Raw genomic sequence first — 15,685 nt, 5'->3', positions numbered from 1 at the left:
TATTCTAAAAAATAAAATAATCTCTCTATTTCAAAACTATTGCACAATTGTGATAAGGGTGATAATATGTGTGTGGGGATATACAATTACATACATAATTCAGAAGTGGAGAGATTTTTTATGGAAAAAACATTTCTAATGGTAAAACCAGACGGTGTACAACGTGCCTTCATTGGGGAAATTGTAGCTCGTTTTGAGAAAAAAGGCTTTCAATTAGTTGGTGCAAAATTAATGCAAGTCACTCCAGAAATTGCTGGACAACACTACGCTGAGCATAAGGAAAAACCTTTCTTTGGTGAGTTAGTAGACTTTATTACATCTGGACCTGTATTCGCAATGGTATGGCAAGGTGAAGGTGTAGTAGATACAGCTCGTAACATGATGGGGAAAACAAGACCACATGAAGCAGCTCCTGGAACAATTCGTGGAGATTTCGGTGTAACTGTTGCGAAAAACATTATCCATGGTTCTGATTCTTTAGAAAGCGCAGAGCGCGAGATTGCTATTTTCTTTAAAGAAGAAGAATTAGTTGACTACTCAAAATTAATGAATGAATGGATTTACTAATTATTTTGAAATAATTTGTAAACGCTTTAATCACTGTGATAATAGTAAAAAGTGCAAGGAGAATAGGGGTATTCTTCTTGCACTTTTTTTATTTTCAGTTAGTTACGAAGTTTGAACTGTTATGATATGTTGATATTTAAATTAGGACTATCGGAAATATAGAATAAGAAAATGGTCGATTTATGATATAATTTCTTTAATATTTTTAGAATGATAAAAGTTAATATAGTGAGATAAATACATATACGAAAAGAGGAATAACGTATGCGATATATTACAGCTGGTGAATCTCATGGTCCACAACTTACAACGATTATAGAAGGTGTTCCGGCAGGATTGTCTTTAGTAGCAGATGATATAAACGAAGAGTTAGCTAGAAGGCAAAAGGGATATGGGCGCGGTAGACGCATGCAAATTGAAACGGATCAAGTGCAAATTTTAAGTGGTGTTAGACATGGAGAAACATTAGGTTCCCCTATTGCACTTGTTGTTGAAAATCGTGATTTTGCACACTGGACAAAAATTATGGGGGCGGAGCCTTTAACTGAGCAAGAAGAAAAAGAGATGAAAAGGAAAGTGACAAAACCAAGGCCTGGGCATGCTGATTTAAATGGTGCGATTAAATATGGTCATAGAGATATGAGGAATGTACTGGAACGTTCGTCAGCGCGCGAAACGACGGTGCGTGTTGCTGCTGGTGCGGTTGCTAAAAAGGTGTTAGCAGAACTTGGTATTAAAGTAGCGGGCCATGTAATTGAAATTGGCGGTGTACAAGCTAAGGAGATTACGTATAGTTCAATTGAAGAATTAAAGAGTATTACCGAAGCATCTCCTGTACGTTGCTTAGATGACGAAGCTGGTAACCAAATGATGAAAGCGATTGATGATGCGAAAGCAAATGGTGATTCAATTGGTGGAATCGTTGAAGTAATTGTGGAAGGGATGCCAATTGGAGTAGGTAGCTACGTGCATTATGATCGAAAACTGGATGCGAAATTAGCAGCTGCAATTATGAGTATTAATGCTTTTAAAGGTGTCGAGATTGGAATTGGTTTTGAAGCAGCGCATAGACCAGGAAGTGAAGTTCATGATGAAATTCTGTGGAATGAGGAGCATGGATATACACGAAGAACAAATAATGCAGGTGGATTAGAAGGCGGTATGACGACTGGAATGCCAATTGTTGTGCGCGGTGTGATGAAACCGATACCTACACTTTATAAACCTCTTCAAAGTGTAGATATTGATACGAAAGAGCCTTTTACAGCGAGCATTGAACGTTCAGATAGTTGTGCAGTGCCAGCAGCTAGTGTCGTTGCAGAAGCGGTTGTGGCTTGGGAATTAGCGACAGCTTTAATAGAACAATTCGGATTAGATCGTATGGAACTAATTCGTGAAAATATTGAGAAACATAATGAATATGCGAGGGGATTTTAATGGGAAACATACATATTCAAACGAAATCAAAAGAATATGATGTACATGTTGGTAAAGAAGTGTTGTCAAACTTAACAACGATCGTTCAAAATATGCAGCCAGCGGTATCTAACGTAATGATTATTTCAGATGAAGCTGTTGCATCACTACATTTACAGACAGTTATCGATGCATTACAAGTAGAGCAGCACGTGTTTTCGTTTGTTGTACCAAGTGGCGAAAAAGAGAAGTCTTTCGAAAATTTCTATGCGGCTCATACGTCAGCTCTTGAAAATAAATTAGATAGAAATTCTTTAATTCTTGCACTTGGAGGCGGAATGATTGGAGATTTAGCTGGTTTTGTTGCTGCATCGTTTATGCGTGGTATTCGCTTTGTGCAGGTTCCGACAACTTTATTAGCGCACGATAGCGCAGTGGGTGGGAAAGTAGCGATTAACCATCCGTTAGGTAAAAATATGATTGGTGCATTCCATCAGCCAGAAGCAGTTGTATATCATACACCGTTTTTACAGTCTCTTCCTGAAAAAGAGTGGCGTTCAGGTTATGCAGAGGTGATAAAGCATGCTCTTATCGGTGATGTGGAGCTATACCATTGGTTAAAAGAAGAAGTGCAAACATTAGCGGATCTTCATGATGAGAAGTTAATCCATATATTAACGAAGGCGATTCCTGTAAAGGCAAATGTTGTGTCACAAGATGAAACAGAGAAGGGTGTACGTGCTCATTTGAATTTTGGACATACGTTAGGACATGCTCTTGAAAAAGAGCTAGGGTATGGAAATATTACTCACGGTGACGGTGTAGCGGTTGGAATGTTATTCGCCATATTTTTAAGTGAGCAAGTGTACAAGGTTGATCTTGCTTATGAAGATATGAAGCAGTGGTTCTTGAAATACGGCTATCCAAAAATGCCAGGAGATTTGAATGTAGAGCGCCTCGTTCAATTGATGAAACAAGATAAGAAAGCAAATGCAGGAGCAATTCATATGGTGCTTATGCAGGAATATGGGGTAGTGAATGTCGTATCTATTTCAGATGAGACTGTTCATATTGCGTTAGAGGCATTTCAAAAAGATATGGTTTAAAATGATAGCGAAGTGCTGTGAAGTGCTCATTTAGAGGTATTCTCGTAATAGTGACGGTTATGACAAAAGATTACAGTAAGGGGCTATAACCGTATTGTAATCAAATTGAATGAAATGACTGGGGGAAGAAAAATGAGAGTGAAAGAACAATTGTTAACTTTGAGAGCGTATGTGCCTGGGAAAAACATTGAAGAAGTAAAAAGAGAATATGGTTTATCAAAAATTGTGAAATTAGCATCCAATGAAAATCCATTCGGTTGCTCAGCACGTGTGACAGAAGCATTAACTTCTTTAGCGAGCCAATATGCCCTTTATCCAGATGGATATGCCTTTGAACTTCGGACAAAAGTAGCGGAACATTTAGGTGTAAAAGCAGAACAACTACTATTTGGTAGTGGATTAGATGAAGTCATTCAAATGATTAGCCGAGCGTTACTACATGAAGGAACAAACGTTGTAATGGCGAATCCTACGTTTTCACAATATCATCACCATGCTGTTATTGAAGGAGCAGAAGTTCGTGAAGTATCACTTAAAGATGGTATTCACGATTTAGATGCAATGCTAGAGCAAGTAGATGAGAAAACGAAAATTGTATGGATTTGTAATCCGAATAATCCAACAGGTACATATGTTGAGAAACAAAAATTACTTTCATTTTTAGAATCAGTTCCTAAGTCGGCTCTCGTTATTATGGACGAAGCATATTATGAATACGCGGAAGCAGAAGACTATCCGCAAACATTACCACTTCTTGAAAAGTATGAAAATCTTATGGTTTTACGCACGTTTTCAAAAGCATATGGTTTAGCTGCTTTTCGTATCGGATATGCGATTGGGGATGCGAAGTTAATCGGACAGCTAGAAGTAGCTAGGTTACCATTCAATACATCAACTGTAGCCCAATCTGTAGCACTCGCTGCATTAGAAGATCAAGCTTTTTTACAAGATTGTGTGCAAAAGAATGCTGAAGGTTTAAATCAGTATTATGCATTTTGTAAAGAATATAACGTATTCTATTATCCATCTCAAACAAATTTCATTTTCTTAAAACTCGGTATACCAGGTAATGAAGCTTTCGAACGATTGATGAAAAAAGGATATATCGTTCGTTCTGGTGCTGCATTTGGTATCGATGATGGTATTCGTATTACTGTCGGTTTGAAGGAAGAAAATGATGAAATTATAGAGTTACTGAAAGAGCTTGTAAATGAGCAAGTACAGAAAGAAGAAACATATTCTTAAGAGATTGTGAAGGCTCCTATTATAGGAGCCTTTTTTATCGCATTCAAAATAAAGGTTGAAGACTGCTAATTAAGTTATTCTGTAAACCACGGTTTGTATGGCTTGATAATTAGTGAGAGAAGTTATTTGCACGGTCATAAAAGAAAGCGGTACAATAGAAGATGATGATAAGGTATCGGTGTCATATCCGAACCTTTTGAACAATTAACTACTCTGTAGGAAGAAGTATAAGAAGAAGCATGCTCATTCTAAAGGTTGCGTTCTAACAGTGAGTTGCTTATGATAAATGAACAGAAGAGAATATTTTTTAGAATTAAAGGAGACGTTTATGCAAAAGTTTGAACAAGCTGTTTCATATATTGAAAATGGTGAAGCAGAAAAAGGATTACAATTATTAAAAGAACAATTAAAAATTGCGAATGATGAAGAGAAGTATGATATCGCTCGTTACTATCATACACTTGGATTTACAGATGAGGCATTAGCAATTACTGAAGACTTACGTTTACTGTATCCAGAAGAAAGTGAATTCACTGTATTTTTAGCAGAATTATATATTGATCTAGATAAAGAAGATGAAGCGATTGAAGTGCTTCATGATATTCCAGAAAATGACGATTTATATGTTCAATCGTTATTACTTGTTGCAGATTTATTCCAAATGCAAGGTTTTGATGATGTAGCAGAGCAAAAACTATTAAAGGCGAAAGAAATGATGCCTGATGAACCTGTTATTACGTTTGGGTTAGCAGAATTATATAGTAGTAAAGGTGAAGAACAAAAGGCAATTACTTATTATGAATCGCTATTAGCGGAACATAAAGTAATGGGTGGTGTTGTGATCGCACTTCGCCTCGCAGAAACGTTAAGCGCGATCGGAAACTGGGAAGAAGCGATTTCTTATTATGAAGCAGGCCTAGAGGAACAAAAAGATATTCACTCATTATTTGGATATGCCTTTACATTATACCAAGGTGAAGAATATCAGAGAGCAATTGGTGCTTGGCAAGAACTAAAAGAATTAGACCCTGAGTACGCATCACTGTACATGTATTTAGCGAAAAGCTATGAAAAAGAAGGAATGCTTCAAGAAAGCTATGAAACGCTTTATGAAGGAATTAAAGTAGATGAGCTTTCAGTTCCATTTTATGTAGAGTTAGCGAACATTGCGGCGAAATTAGGAAAAATAGTAGAAGCAGAGGAAGTTCTTCAAAAAGCGCTTGAGTTAGATCCAGGGCATTTAGGTGCAACATTAAAATATGCATATATCTTAAAAGAACAAGAAAAGTACGAAGAGTTAATTGCAATTGTAGAGCGTGCTATTGATAGTGGAGAACCAGATACACAACTACTTTGGGATCTTGCGTATGCAAAAAAACAATTAGAAATGTATTCGGATGCATTAAAACACTATGAAAGTGCATATACTTCTTTTAAGAATCATCCAGACTTCTTAGAAGAGTACGGTTATTTCTTATTGGAAGAAGGAAAACGAAAAGAGGCGAAAGAGGTATTTACCCAGTTATTACAACTAGACCCGACACAAATTCATATTGAAGAGTTGTTATATAATTTAGAGGATTTTTCATAAGTTGGAAGGAAACTGAATGCCGCTTCTTGAATCTAAAAAGAAAAGAGAAAGACAGAGGAGGGACTTAATTGCTATGAATACCCCTGTTTCTGTAAACGAGAAGAAGGATTTTGTAAAATGGTTTTTGAATAATTACCAACTGAAACAGCGTGAATGTGTATGGATTCTGAATTATTTAATGAGTCACGACCAATTGATGCATAAAGTCCACTTCGTAGAGCATGCAAAATATTGTCCGCGTGGCTTAGTGATGTCAGCGAATTGTGTGAAAGACACACCGTTTCACTTTTTTAAACAAAATGTTATGACAACAGATGCTGAAAAATCGTTTCATGATATTCGTTTAAATCGAGATGAGGATATTTATATTCAACTCAACTTTAAATCATCGTTTCAAAATGCGAATTATGTAGCTGTATTAGAAGAAAACCCATATCTACCAAAGCATATTGAAGTAAATGAAAAAGATCGTTTACTTGCAGAAAGGTTTTTGGAAGAAAGTGTATTTTCGTTTAGGAGAGAACGCCTTTTGAAACAAATTGATGAAGCATTAGATAAGCAAGATAAGGAAGCGTTTCATAGATTAACGGCAGAGTTAAAAACTTTATAGAATTTATTTGGATTAATAAATTTTTACAAATTTCAGACTTTCATCAAGAAAAACTACCTATATTGGGTAGTTTTTCTTTTTTTACCTCTTTTAGTATGGTTTAATATATATAAAGTGAAAGTTCTGTCATTTGTAAGTGAAGGAGGGAAGGAATTTGAAGTGGATTGTAAAAGATGTGGAACAGTTTGAGCAAGCAAGAGAGTATGTTGATACAGGAGTAATACCGCTGTTATCAATTTCGGCAGCAAAAGAAATGAAAATGGTTGTAGAACAAGGTGAATTTATCGAATTGTTGAGCACGGAATTGGAAAGAGAGTATAAGGGAAGAGTGCTTTTACTGCCTGCGTTTACGTATTTGGTAGAAAGTCAAAAGAATGAAAAAGGTCGTTTGCAAGAATGGACAAATCATTTACGAAGTGAAGGTTTTAAGCATATTGCTTATGTTACAAGTGATTTTTCATGGAAAGAGGATATGCAAGAGTTACAGGGAGATTTGTTTTGGTTTCCTTCATTAGCATTAGAACAATTTAGTGATCAAGCAAAAAGAGAAATTATTCATGCACATATAAAAAATATAATGGTGATGTTGGAAGAGAAATGGGGAAACTCATAATAAACAGAAAGTTCTTATTATTATGAGTAGTATGATATTGACCTGTGCATGAGCGTATTATATCATGATAGTGTCCTAGTTTTTATTTTTTATATAATTTATCACGAGGGGACAATTTCTGATAGAGGGGGGAAATTTTCGTGAGCGAGAAAGAACATCGCGTGTCAAGAAGACAATTTTTAAATTACACACTCACAGGGGTAGGAGGCTTTATGGCTGCCGGTATTTTAATGCCGATGACGCGATTTGCGCTTGATCCGGTGTTAAGAAAAGAAGCGGGAACGGATATGGTTGCTGTTGCGCAAGTAAAGGATATTACAACAGAGCCGAAGCGTTTCGATTTTAAAGTGAAGCAGGTTGATGGTTGGTACAAGTCTGAAGAACCAAAATCAGCTTGGGTTCATAAAGATGAAAGCGGAGACATTGTTGCGTTCTCTCCAGTATGTAAACATTTAGGATGTACAGTTAACTGGAATTCGGACAAAGCACATCCGAATCAATTCTTTTGCCCATGTCACGGGGGGCGTTATACAAAAGATGGGATTAACATTAAAGGTACGCCACCCCTTGCTCCGCTTGATGTGTACGAGTCTAAAGTGAAAGATGGAACGCTGTATCTAGGAAAAGCGAAGCCAAGAGGGGGTGCAAAGTAGATGTTAAATAAAATTTATGATTGGGTGGATGAAAGATTAGATATTACACCAATATGGCGTGATATCGCTGATCATGAAGTACCTGAACATGTAAACCCGGCACATCACTTTTCTGCATTCGTCTATTGCTTTGGAGGACTTACCTTTTTCGTTACTGTAATTCAAATTTTATCTGGAATGTTTTTGACGATGTATTATGTGCCTGATATTAAAAATGCTTGGGAATCAGTTTACTATTTACAAAATGAAGTTGCTTATGGGCAAATTGTTCGTGGTATGCACCACTGGGGTGCTAGTCTCGTAATTGTAATGATGTTTTTACATACACTCAGAGTTTTCTTCCAAGGTGCGTATAAAAAGCCCCGTGAGTTAAACTGGATTGTTGGTGTTCTTATTTTCTTTGTTATGTTAGGTCTTGGTTTTACCGGATATTTATTACCGTGGGATATGAAAGCTTTATTTGCTACAAAAGTAGGGATTCAAATTGCAGAGCAAACACCGCTCATTGGTCCTTATATTAAAACATTACTCGCTGGTCATTCCGAAATTGTTGGCGCTCAAACATTAACTCGCTTCTTTGCTATTCACGTCTTCTTCTTACCAGCAGCACTTCTAGGTTTAATGGCCTTCCACTTCATCATGATTCGCAAACAAGGTATTTCCGGTCCACTATAAGAGATTGCTAAATTAAAGGGGAAAGAACTAAAGGAGGGAGATTATGCATCGCGGCAAAGGGATGAAGTTTGTAGGAGATTCTCGGGTACCAGTAGCTCGGAAACCAAATATTCCAAAAGACTATTCTGAATACCCAGGGAAAACAGAAGCATTTTGGCCGAACTTCTTGTTAAAAGAATGGATGGTTGGTGCAGTTTTTTTAATCGGTTATTTATGTTTAACAGTGGCGCATCCGTCGCCGCTTGAGAGAATGGCGGACCCAACAGATGCTGGATATATACCACTTCCAGATTGGTATTTCTTATTCTTGTATCAGTTATTAAAGTATTCGTATGCTTCCGGTTCATTTACTGTAATTGGAGCATTTATTATGCCAGGGATTGCGTTTGGAGCATTACTGTTAGCTCCATTTCTTGATCGAGGTCCAGAAAGACGTCCATTGAAGCGTCCTGTGGCAACTGGATTTATGCTTTTAGCAATTGCATCGATTATCTTTTTAACTTGGGAATCTGTAGCACACCACGACTGGGAAGCTGCAAAAAAACAAGGAGCAATTGTAAAAACAGCGCCAGTTGATAAAAATGATGATGGCTATAAATTAATGCAAAAAAATACTTGTTTAACATGTCATGGTGACAATTTACAAGGCGGGGCAGCAGCACCGGCACTGCAAAACTTAACTTTAAAGCCAGAAGAAATTGCTAAAATTGCGAAAGAGGGAAAAGGTTCAATGCCTAAAGGTGTATTTAAAGGTACGGATGAGGAACTGAAGAAGCTTTCGGAATTCGTTGCAAAGTATAATAAAAAATAATAAAAAAGCTGACTACAAAATTTGTAGTCAGCTTTTCTATTTAGTTGGATGAAGTTTGTTATAATAGAGTAGGATTTAGTGAATGAATTACTTTGCTTGAAAGGTGTTGGACATACGGATTGGTGTACTTGTATGCAATGTTAAGACAACGCTCGGTATTATTATTTTTATTAATTGTTAACTTATTAGGTACAATTTATGGATTTATATGGTACGGAAATCAATTGAAAGAAACGTCACCTATATTTTGGCCGTTTGTACCAGATAGTCCTATGGCGACTCTCTTTTTTGTCTTTGTTTTAATTGCTTTTTTGGCAAAGAGAAACTGGGGATTAATAGAAGCGTTAGCGATTGTAACTTTAATAAAATATGGTATTTGGGCTGTTGTTGTAAACGCGATTATGATTTACGTAAAAGGGCCTATAGGCCTTATGGGCTACATGTTAATGCTTTCGCACTTCGCGATGGCAATACAAGGATTTTTATATGCTCCATTCTATCGTATAAAAAAATGGCATTTTATAGTAGCAGCTGTGTGGACGTTGCATAACGATGCAATTGATTATTTATTTTGGCAAATGCCGCGATATGGAATTATGCATTTGTTTGTAGAGGAAATTGGTTATTTTACGTTTTGGTTAAGTATTGCTGTACTATGTATTACATATTATTGTTGCTTACGTGAGCAAAGAAAACAATTTTCTTTATGATGGTTAGAACATTTAGGGGGAGAACATGGAGAAAAATAAGAGTGGTACAAAAATATTGGATCGATTGATTACTTTAGTTGTTTCATATAGCATAGCATTTTCTATTTTTGCACTCGCAACAACGGCAGTTGTATATGGAAAATGGTTGTATTATTTTGAAATTGATTTTTTAAATATTCCTGATTTAGCGGATATGACGAAGGATGAAATTAAAAGAAATTACGATGTGCTTATTACATATTTATCCCCGTTTTATGACGGAGCATTACATTTGCCCACATTAGATATGTCCACAAATGGCCGTATTCATTTTGTAGATGTTAAAAATATTTTAGTAAAGATTCAATATGTGATGTATGCGACAATTATGATTGCAGTGATAGGCGGAATTTATTTATTAAAAAAGAAAAATGAAAAGTTTTTACTGCACGGATCGATTTTAACAATCATTTTTCCGATAGCGCTTATGTTACCAATTGCTATTAATTTTGAAAAGAGTTTTGTATTATTCCATAAACTTTTATTTAGTAATGATTATTGGGTTTTTGATCCTGAAAAGGATCCAATTATATTAATGTTACCAGAAGAGTTCTTTATGCATGCTGCGTGTGCTATTTTATTATTCATTTTAGGTGGGAGTATACTTTGTTACAGCTTATATAGATATCTCGTAAAAAAGAAAAGGATGTCACAGAAAAAATTCTCTGCTTAAAGAGAATTTTTTTCTTTGTAAAACGATAATATATTTTTCGGTCTAGTTCTGTTCTATTCTTGTCCAAATTAACATATTTTGTACTAGTAGTTAAGGGGGGACCGGGATGAAGAGAACATTAATTGGATTGATAACATTTCTAATTATAATGTTTCCGTTACGTATATATGCTGAAGAGTGGAATGAGCTAACAGGGTTGTTAGACGACTCGTTACAGTTAGTGAAGCGTAATGAAGATGAAAAAGCGGTACAAGTATTACAACATTTCTCGGAGCAGTTTTTAATAAAGGGGAATGAAAAGAAGCAGGAAGTAACACCAGATCAAGTTAGAGTTATTTCTTTAGCTTACGATAAGGCGCAACAATCGCTCTCTGAAGAAGGTTTAGGTAAGCAAGCTAAAATTGATAATGTGCTGGCATTACAACTTGCTGTTGATGCACAAGTATCGAAATATCAACCACTTTGGATGGAAAGAGAAAGGAAAGTAATGGATGCCTTTTCTCAAATGGAAAAAGCGATGGAAAAAGAAGATGCTGGGCAGTTTCAACAAACGTTAAATACGTTTTTAAATGAATTCAATATTATTTATCCAAGCTTAATGATTGTTTTGCCAGAAAACGAGGTCCAGCGTGTAAATGTTCATTTATCTTATTTAGATGAATTTCGTAACGTTATGTTAAAAACGAAAGGCGGCCAAATGCAATTAGGGATTATTAAAGGGGATTTGCAAAAGATATTTCAAACAGTAAAAAAAGATGAAATTGCACCCTCTCTCATTTGGTTTATGACAATTACTGGGGGACTTATTTTATTCACATTAACTTATGTTGGATGGAGAAAGTATAAAGGAGAGAGAGAAAAAAGAAAAAGTAATGTACATTCTAAAAATAGATAATGCAATAAATAAAGATATGGATTGTAAGGTTTATTCATTGACAATAGTGGCAGAAGAAAATAGAATGAGAAGTACTATAATTAAAACTTCAATGGAGGTTCATGATGTTTTATTTAATTTACTTCGCGATCATAATGATCATACCGTTGTATGCACAGTCAAGAGTACGTAGTGCCTATAGCAAGTATTCACAAGTTTATTCAACATCAGGTATGACAGGAGCGGAAGTGGCTCGAAAAATTTTAGATGAAAATGGATTATACAACGTAGCTGTAGAAGAAACACCAGGTCATTTATCAGACCATTATGATCCAACCGCTAAGACGGTTCGATTATCAACAGATAACTATTATGGACATTCAGTTGCTGGTACAGCAGTTGCAGCACACGAAGTAGGACACGCAATTCAAGATGCACAAGATTATAACTTTATGCGTATTCGTCATTCGTTAGTTCCTGTGGCTAATTTTGGATCGAATATATCATGGGTATTTATTATGATTGGTATATTTGCGACAATGTCAAAACTATTGTTATTAGGTATCATTTTAATGGCAGCAGGTGTTGTGTTCCAGCTCGTTACATTGCCAGTTGAGTTTGATGCGTCAAAGCGCGCAATGCAACAAATTGAAGCGTTAGGTATTGTATCAACAGATGAATATGGGCAAGCTCGTAAAGTATTAAATGCGGCAGCATTAACATATGTAGCAGCTGCAGCTGTAGCGGTATTTGAATTATTACGTCTCGTATTAATGTATACTGGTATGCAGCGTAGCGACGACTAAAGACTATCAATTTTGATAGTCTTTTTTTGTTGTGTGGATTGAATTATATAATGTATTGCAAATAGAAATAATAGAAGTAATGCGGAAAGGTGGTGGGGGAAATGAAATATCCAGACCATTTAGTAAAACAAGTACAAGAGCGTAGTGCTCCTTATCAACTAGAAGGTTTTTTAAGTGGACAAGGTCCTGAAAATCCCAAATTTATGTTGTTAGGAGAAGCACCTGGTGAAACAGAAATTCATAATGGGATTCCGTTTAGCGGGAGGGCGGGAAAACAATTAATGGTTTTTTTAGAGCGTATCCACGTTACAAGGGAAGAAGTATATATTACGAGCGCTGTTCGGAGTAGACCTTATAAATGGCGAGAGAAAAAAGAACGAAATGGTGAAATCATACAAAAAAAGTATAATAGAACGCCAAATCAGGGAGAAATAGTTGCCCATGCGCCTTTGTTAGATTATGAATTAGAGAAAATACATCCGAAGCTTATCGTCACGCTTGGAAATATCGGTCTTCAACGTTTAACAGGAAAAAATAAAAAAATCACAGATGTACACGGGCAATTATTAAAACAGCCCATTCAAAAATTAAAGGATATGCAAAGTGCAGAGTTTACATGGTCAGAGAAAGAATATCATGTTTTTCCGACTTTTCATCCAGCTTCCATTTTTTATAATCGGAGTTTATTGGAGCTTATTCATGAGGATTTTGAGAAGCTTAAAAGACTTGTAATAAAAAACTAGAAAAGCTAAGGCGCTTTTCTAGTTATATTTAATTATGTAAAGGGTTTTTATTTTCATCTAACGTAAACCCTTCACCAACTACATCATGTACATCACTTACAGCGACAAAAGCATGAGGATCTACAGAAGTAATGATATTCTTTAATTTCACGATTTCATTTTTAGCAACAACGCAATACAATACATTACGTTCCACTTTTGTATACGATCCAACAGCTTTTAAAAAGGTTGCTCCGCGCTCCATTTCAGATAAAATTTTGGCAGCAATTTCATCGTTTTTCTCTGAGATAATAGTCGCTCCTTTGGCAGCATAAGCTCCTTCTTGCATAAAATCAATGACTTTAGCACCGATAAAAACAGCAACTAGCGTATACATGCCCTCGCGGTATGATAAATAGGTAAGAATAGAGACGACGATAACGACAGCATCAAACATAAACATTGTTTTCCCCATACTCCAGCCAACATATTTGTGCGCTAGTCGTGCGATAATATCTACACCGCCAGTAGTCCCGCCATATTTAAATATTATTCCAAGGCCGATACCGATAAATGCCCCGGCGAATAAAGCTGCGAGTGTCATATCATTTTGCAAGTTTAAATGTAAGTTGAGTACTTCGTAACGCTGGAAAATCCATAGAAATAAAGATACGCTAAAGGTTCCAATTAATGTATATAAAAATGTCGTTCTGCCAAGTAACCTCCAGCCAATAAAAAATATAGGGATATTTAAAATTAAGTTTGAGTAGGAAGGATCAAACTTAAATAAAAAATACAATAATAGTGTAATACCAGTAAACCCACCCTCTGCAAGGTGGTTTTCAATATTGATATTGACAATACCGAAAGAAAATATAGCGGAACCAATTAAAATAAAAATAATATTTCGCATCTTCAATTTTGATGTCATATAGAAATCCCCCTAAATATGTAATGATTGCATTGCTCCGCTGAAACGGTAAAACATAATAATAAGTAATTTCTAGTTGCTAGTGAAAATAGTAAGAACCTGATTGATGTGGGCTGATTTTTTGTGAAAAGTGCAAAAGAAAGTTTCACTTTATCCCGCTCTAAAGGCTGATAGGAGATGAAGCAAAGAAGAGGGGCAAACCAGCCGTAGGAACCCGGTTGGTGTGGGCTGATCTTTTGCAAAAATCGCAAAAGAAGTTTCACCTTACCCCGTACCAACGGCTGGTAGGAGATAAAGCTCTGAAGAAAGGCAAACCAGCCGTAGGAACCCGATTGGTTCAACTAATCTTTTGCAAAAAAATCGCAAAAGAAGTTTCACTTTATTATAGTCTATCCAAAAATGGGTCGCAAATAGGTGTTTGGCGGGGAATAATATTTGTCAAATCGCGATGAATTGGCTAACATGAAAGAGGAAGGATTAGAGGTGAATAGTATGGAAGCAAAAACGATGAAAGATATGCAGAAAGAAGTAGATGCATATATTGGTCAGTTTAAAGAAGGTTATTTCAGTCCGCTTGCAATGATGGCTCGTTTAACGGAAGAAATGGGAGAGCTTGCAAGAGAGGTAAATCATTATTATGGTGAGAAACCGAAGAAAACAACTGAAAAAGAAAGAAGTATTGAAGAAGAGCTTGGAGATGTATTATTTGTTATGATTTGTATGGCAAATAGTTTAAATATTGATTTAGAGACAGCACATAACATTGTAATGAATAAATTTAATACACGTGATAAAGATCGCTGGACACGTATTGATGAGGGAGAGAAAGAATAATGAAAGAAATTAAAGTAATTATCGCCGGACCAAGAGGACGTATGGGACATGAAGCAGTCCTTCTTATGGAAAGAACGGAACATTTTAATTTAGTAGCAGCGGTGGATTATAAGCATGGTGGTGAGAAGATTTCTGATTTACCTGGCATGCCAGCATTACATGCGCCGATTTACGCTGATTTACATACTTGTTTAGATGAAGTAGAAGCAGATGTGTTGTTAGATTTAACAACACCAGAAGTGGGGAAACAACACGTTACACTTGCAGTTGAGCGTGGACTTCGTTCGGTTATTGGTACAACTGGATTTACAGAAGAAGAATTGACACGTTTAACAGAGAATGCAAAAGAAAAAGCAGTAGGAACAATTATTGCTCCAAACTTTGCAATTGGTGCAGTCCTTATGATGAAATTCTCACAAATGGCAGCGAAATATTTCCAAGATGTTGAGGTAATTGAATTACATCATGATCAAAAATTAGACGCACCATCTGGTACAGCTGTAAAAACGGTAGAGTTAATTCGCCAAAATCGTGAATCAAAGCAGCAAGGTCATCCAAATGAAGTAGAGCAACTAGCAGGTGCACGAGGTGCAAATGTAGACGGTATTCACATTCATAGTGTACGTTTGCCAGGGCTTATTGCACACCAAGAAGTAATGTTTGGTGGAGATGGACAAATGTTAACAGTTCGTCATGATTCATTCAATCGTGCATCATTTATGTCAGGTGTAAAACTATCAATTGAGACAGTAATGAACCTTGATCATCTTGTGTACGGTTTAGAAAATATTATCGACTAAAGGGGAGAC

At 36.2% G+C, this 15,685-nt stretch carries 18 protein-coding genes; 17 read left to right on the top strand and 1 reads right to left on the bottom strand.

Features of this window, described 5'->3' with window-relative positions:
• Positions 1 to 120: 120 nt before the first annotated feature.
• The 15 genes from ndk (at position 121) to ACTFSL_RS01545 (ending at position 13,132) form a co-directional block, all read left to right on the top strand.
• Entirely contained in the window at positions 121 to 567 is a 447-nt protein-coding gene (gene ndk / locus ACTFSL_RS01615; protein WP_000415883.1) for a nucleoside-diphosphate kinase, read from the top strand.
• A 264-nt stretch (positions 568 to 831) separates the two neighbouring features.
• Entirely contained in the window at positions 832 to 2,004 is a 1,173-nt protein-coding gene (aroC, locus tag ACTFSL_RS01610; RefSeq protein ID WP_001269384.1) for a chorismate synthase, read from the top strand.
• Positions 2,004 to 3,089 (top strand): 3-dehydroquinate synthase, encoded by a 1,086-nt coding sequence (aroB, locus tag ACTFSL_RS01605; RefSeq protein ID WP_000526819.1) that lies wholly within the window; start codon positions 2,004 to 2,006, stop codon positions 3,087 to 3,089. The genes aroC and aroB overlap by 1 nt, the downstream gene beginning before the upstream one ends.
• 132 nt (positions 3,090 to 3,221) lie before the next feature.
• Positions 3,222 to 4,334: a histidinol-phosphate transaminase gene (gene hisC / locus ACTFSL_RS01600; RefSeq protein ID WP_001264023.1), complete on the top strand. Its 1,113-nt coding sequence runs from the start codon at positions 3,222 to 3,224 to the stop codon at positions 4,332 to 4,334.
• Between the two features lie 328 nt (positions 4,335 to 4,662).
• Positions 4,663 to 5,925 carry a tetratricopeptide repeat protein gene (locus tag ACTFSL_RS01595; protein WP_119683156.1) on the top strand — a complete coding sequence of 421 codons (1,263 nt, stop codon included), beginning with the start codon at positions 4,663 to 4,665 and terminating at the stop codon, positions 5,923 to 5,925.
• A 73-nt stretch (positions 5,926 to 5,998) separates the two neighbouring features.
• A complete protein-coding gene (locus ACTFSL_RS01590) occupies positions 5,999 to 6,535 on the top strand; it encodes a ReoY family proteolytic degradation factor (protein ID WP_001095925.1) in 537 nt (178 codons plus the stop codon).
• Positions 6,536 to 6,689: 154 nt separating this feature from the next.
• Positions 6,690 to 7,148, top strand: coding sequence for a YpiF family protein (locus tag ACTFSL_RS01585; protein WP_119683157.1), 459 nt, complete (start codon positions 6,690 to 6,692; stop codon positions 7,146 to 7,148).
• Between the two features lie 140 nt (positions 7,149 to 7,288).
• Positions 7,289 to 7,801 carry a menaquinol-cytochrome c reductase iron-sulfur subunit gene (gene qcrA / locus ACTFSL_RS01580; RefSeq protein ID WP_001290418.1) on the top strand — a complete coding sequence of 171 codons (513 nt, stop codon included), beginning with the start codon at positions 7,289 to 7,291 and terminating at the stop codon, positions 7,799 to 7,801.
• Positions 7,802 to 8,476 carry a menaquinol-cytochrome c reductase cytochrome b subunit gene (gene qcrB / locus ACTFSL_RS01575; RefSeq protein WP_000932700.1) on the top strand — a complete coding sequence of 225 codons (675 nt, stop codon included), beginning with the start codon at positions 7,802 to 7,804 and terminating at the stop codon, positions 8,474 to 8,476.
• A gap of 43 nt (positions 8,477 to 8,519) precedes the next feature.
• Positions 8,520 to 9,287 carry a menaquinol-cytochrome c reductase cytochrome b/c subunit gene (qcrC, locus tag ACTFSL_RS01570; RefSeq protein WP_000554603.1) on the top strand — a complete coding sequence of 256 codons (768 nt, stop codon included), beginning with the start codon at positions 8,520 to 8,522 and terminating at the stop codon, positions 9,285 to 9,287.
• A 119-nt stretch (positions 9,288 to 9,406) separates the two neighbouring features.
• Positions 9,407 to 9,997, top strand: a complete 591-nt coding sequence (locus ACTFSL_RS01565; protein ID WP_025709269.1) for a DUF1405 domain-containing protein — start codon at positions 9,407 to 9,409, stop codon at positions 9,995 to 9,997.
• 25 nt (positions 9,998 to 10,022) lie between these two features.
• A complete protein-coding gene (lit, locus tag ACTFSL_RS01560) occupies positions 10,023 to 10,709 on the top strand; it encodes a lipoprotein intramolecular transacylase Lit (protein WP_000414378.1) in 687 nt (228 codons plus the stop codon).
• 106 nt (positions 10,710 to 10,815) lie between these two features.
• On the top strand, positions 10,816 to 11,604 hold the full coding sequence (gene ypjB, locus ACTFSL_RS01555) for a sporulation protein YpjB (protein WP_119683158.1): 789 nt from the start codon (positions 10,816 to 10,818) through the stop codon (positions 11,602 to 11,604).
• 101 nt (positions 11,605 to 11,705) lie between these two features.
• Positions 11,706 to 12,389, top strand: coding sequence for a zinc metallopeptidase (locus ACTFSL_RS01550; RefSeq protein WP_011109966.1), 684 nt, complete (start codon positions 11,706 to 11,708; stop codon positions 12,387 to 12,389).
• 101 nt (positions 12,390 to 12,490) lie between these two features.
• Positions 12,491 to 13,132 (top strand): uracil-DNA glycosylase, encoded by a 642-nt coding sequence (locus ACTFSL_RS01545; RefSeq protein WP_000876873.1) that lies wholly within the window; start codon positions 12,491 to 12,493, stop codon positions 13,130 to 13,132.
• A 28-nt stretch (positions 13,133 to 13,160) separates the two neighbouring features.
• Here the strand turns inward: ACTFSL_RS01545 and ACTFSL_RS01540 are convergent, their stop codons facing one another.
• Positions 13,161 to 14,042: a YitT family protein gene (locus tag ACTFSL_RS01540; RefSeq protein ID WP_000202121.1), complete on the bottom strand. Its 882-nt coding sequence runs from the start codon at positions 14,040 to 14,042 to the stop codon at positions 13,161 to 13,163.
• Between the two features lie 492 nt (positions 14,043 to 14,534).
• Between ACTFSL_RS01540 and ACTFSL_RS01535 the strand changes: the two genes are divergently transcribed.
• Positions 14,535 to 14,876, top strand: a complete 342-nt coding sequence (locus ACTFSL_RS01535) for a nucleotide pyrophosphohydrolase (protein WP_002108639.1) — start codon at positions 14,535 to 14,537, stop codon at positions 14,874 to 14,876.
• The gene (gene dapB, locus ACTFSL_RS01530; RefSeq protein ID WP_000658813.1) at positions 14,876 to 15,676 is read left to right on the top strand and encodes a dihydrodipicolinate reductase; all 801 of its coding nucleotides are present in this window, start codon (positions 14,876 to 14,878) and stop codon (positions 15,674 to 15,676) included. The genes ACTFSL_RS01535 and dapB overlap by 1 nt, the downstream gene beginning before the upstream one ends.
• The last annotated feature ends 9 nt before the right edge of the window (positions 15,677 to 15,685 follow it).

Origin of the sequence: Bacillus cereus group sp. MYBK108-1, assembly GCF_051917185.1 — a bacterium.
Classification (GTDB): Bacteria; Bacillota; Bacilli; order Bacillales; family Bacillaceae_G; genus Bacillus_A; species Bacillus_A cereus.
This window is presented reverse-complemented; position numbering and strand designations above follow the sequence as displayed.

Coding starts and splice junctions, on each gene's coding strand:
- ACTFSL_RS01540 (WP_000202121.1), bottom strand. CDS start 14,042: ATGACATCAAAATTGAAGATGCGAAATATTATTTTTATTTTAATTGGT.
- aroC (WP_001269384.1), top strand. CDS start 832: ATGCGATATATTACAGCTGGTGAATCTCATGGTCCACAACTTACAACG.
- aroB (WP_000526819.1), top strand. CDS start 2,004: ATGGGAAACATACATATTCAAACGAAATCAAAAGAATATGATGTACAT.
- ypjB (WP_119683158.1), top strand. CDS start 10,816: ATGAAGAGAACATTAATTGGATTGATAACATTTCTAATTATAATGTTT.
- lit (WP_000414378.1), top strand. CDS start 10,023: ATGGAGAAAAATAAGAGTGGTACAAAAATATTGGATCGATTGATTACT.
- ACTFSL_RS01550 (WP_011109966.1), top strand. CDS start 11,706: ATGATGTTTTATTTAATTTACTTCGCGATCATAATGATCATACCGTTG.
- ACTFSL_RS01545 (WP_000876873.1), top strand. CDS start 12,491: ATGAAATATCCAGACCATTTAGTAAAACAAGTACAAGAGCGTAGTGCT.
- hisC (WP_001264023.1), top strand. CDS start 3,222: ATGAGAGTGAAAGAACAATTGTTAACTTTGAGAGCGTATGTGCCTGGG.
- qcrC (WP_000554603.1), top strand. CDS start 8,520: ATGCATCGCGGCAAAGGGATGAAGTTTGTAGGAGATTCTCGGGTACCA.
- qcrB (WP_000932700.1), top strand. CDS start 7,802: ATGTTAAATAAAATTTATGATTGGGTGGATGAAAGATTAGATATTACA.
- dapB (WP_000658813.1), top strand. CDS start 14,876: ATGAAAGAAATTAAAGTAATTATCGCCGGACCAAGAGGACGTATGGGA.
- ACTFSL_RS01535 (WP_002108639.1), top strand. CDS start 14,535: ATGGAAGCAAAAACGATGAAAGATATGCAGAAAGAAGTAGATGCATAT.
- ACTFSL_RS01590 (WP_001095925.1), top strand. CDS start 5,999: ATGAATACCCCTGTTTCTGTAAACGAGAAGAAGGATTTTGTAAAATGG.
- ndk (WP_000415883.1), top strand. CDS start 121: ATGGAAAAAACATTTCTAATGGTAAAACCAGACGGTGTACAACGTGCC.
- ACTFSL_RS01595 (WP_119683156.1), top strand. CDS start 4,663: ATGCAAAAGTTTGAACAAGCTGTTTCATATATTGAAAATGGTGAAGCA.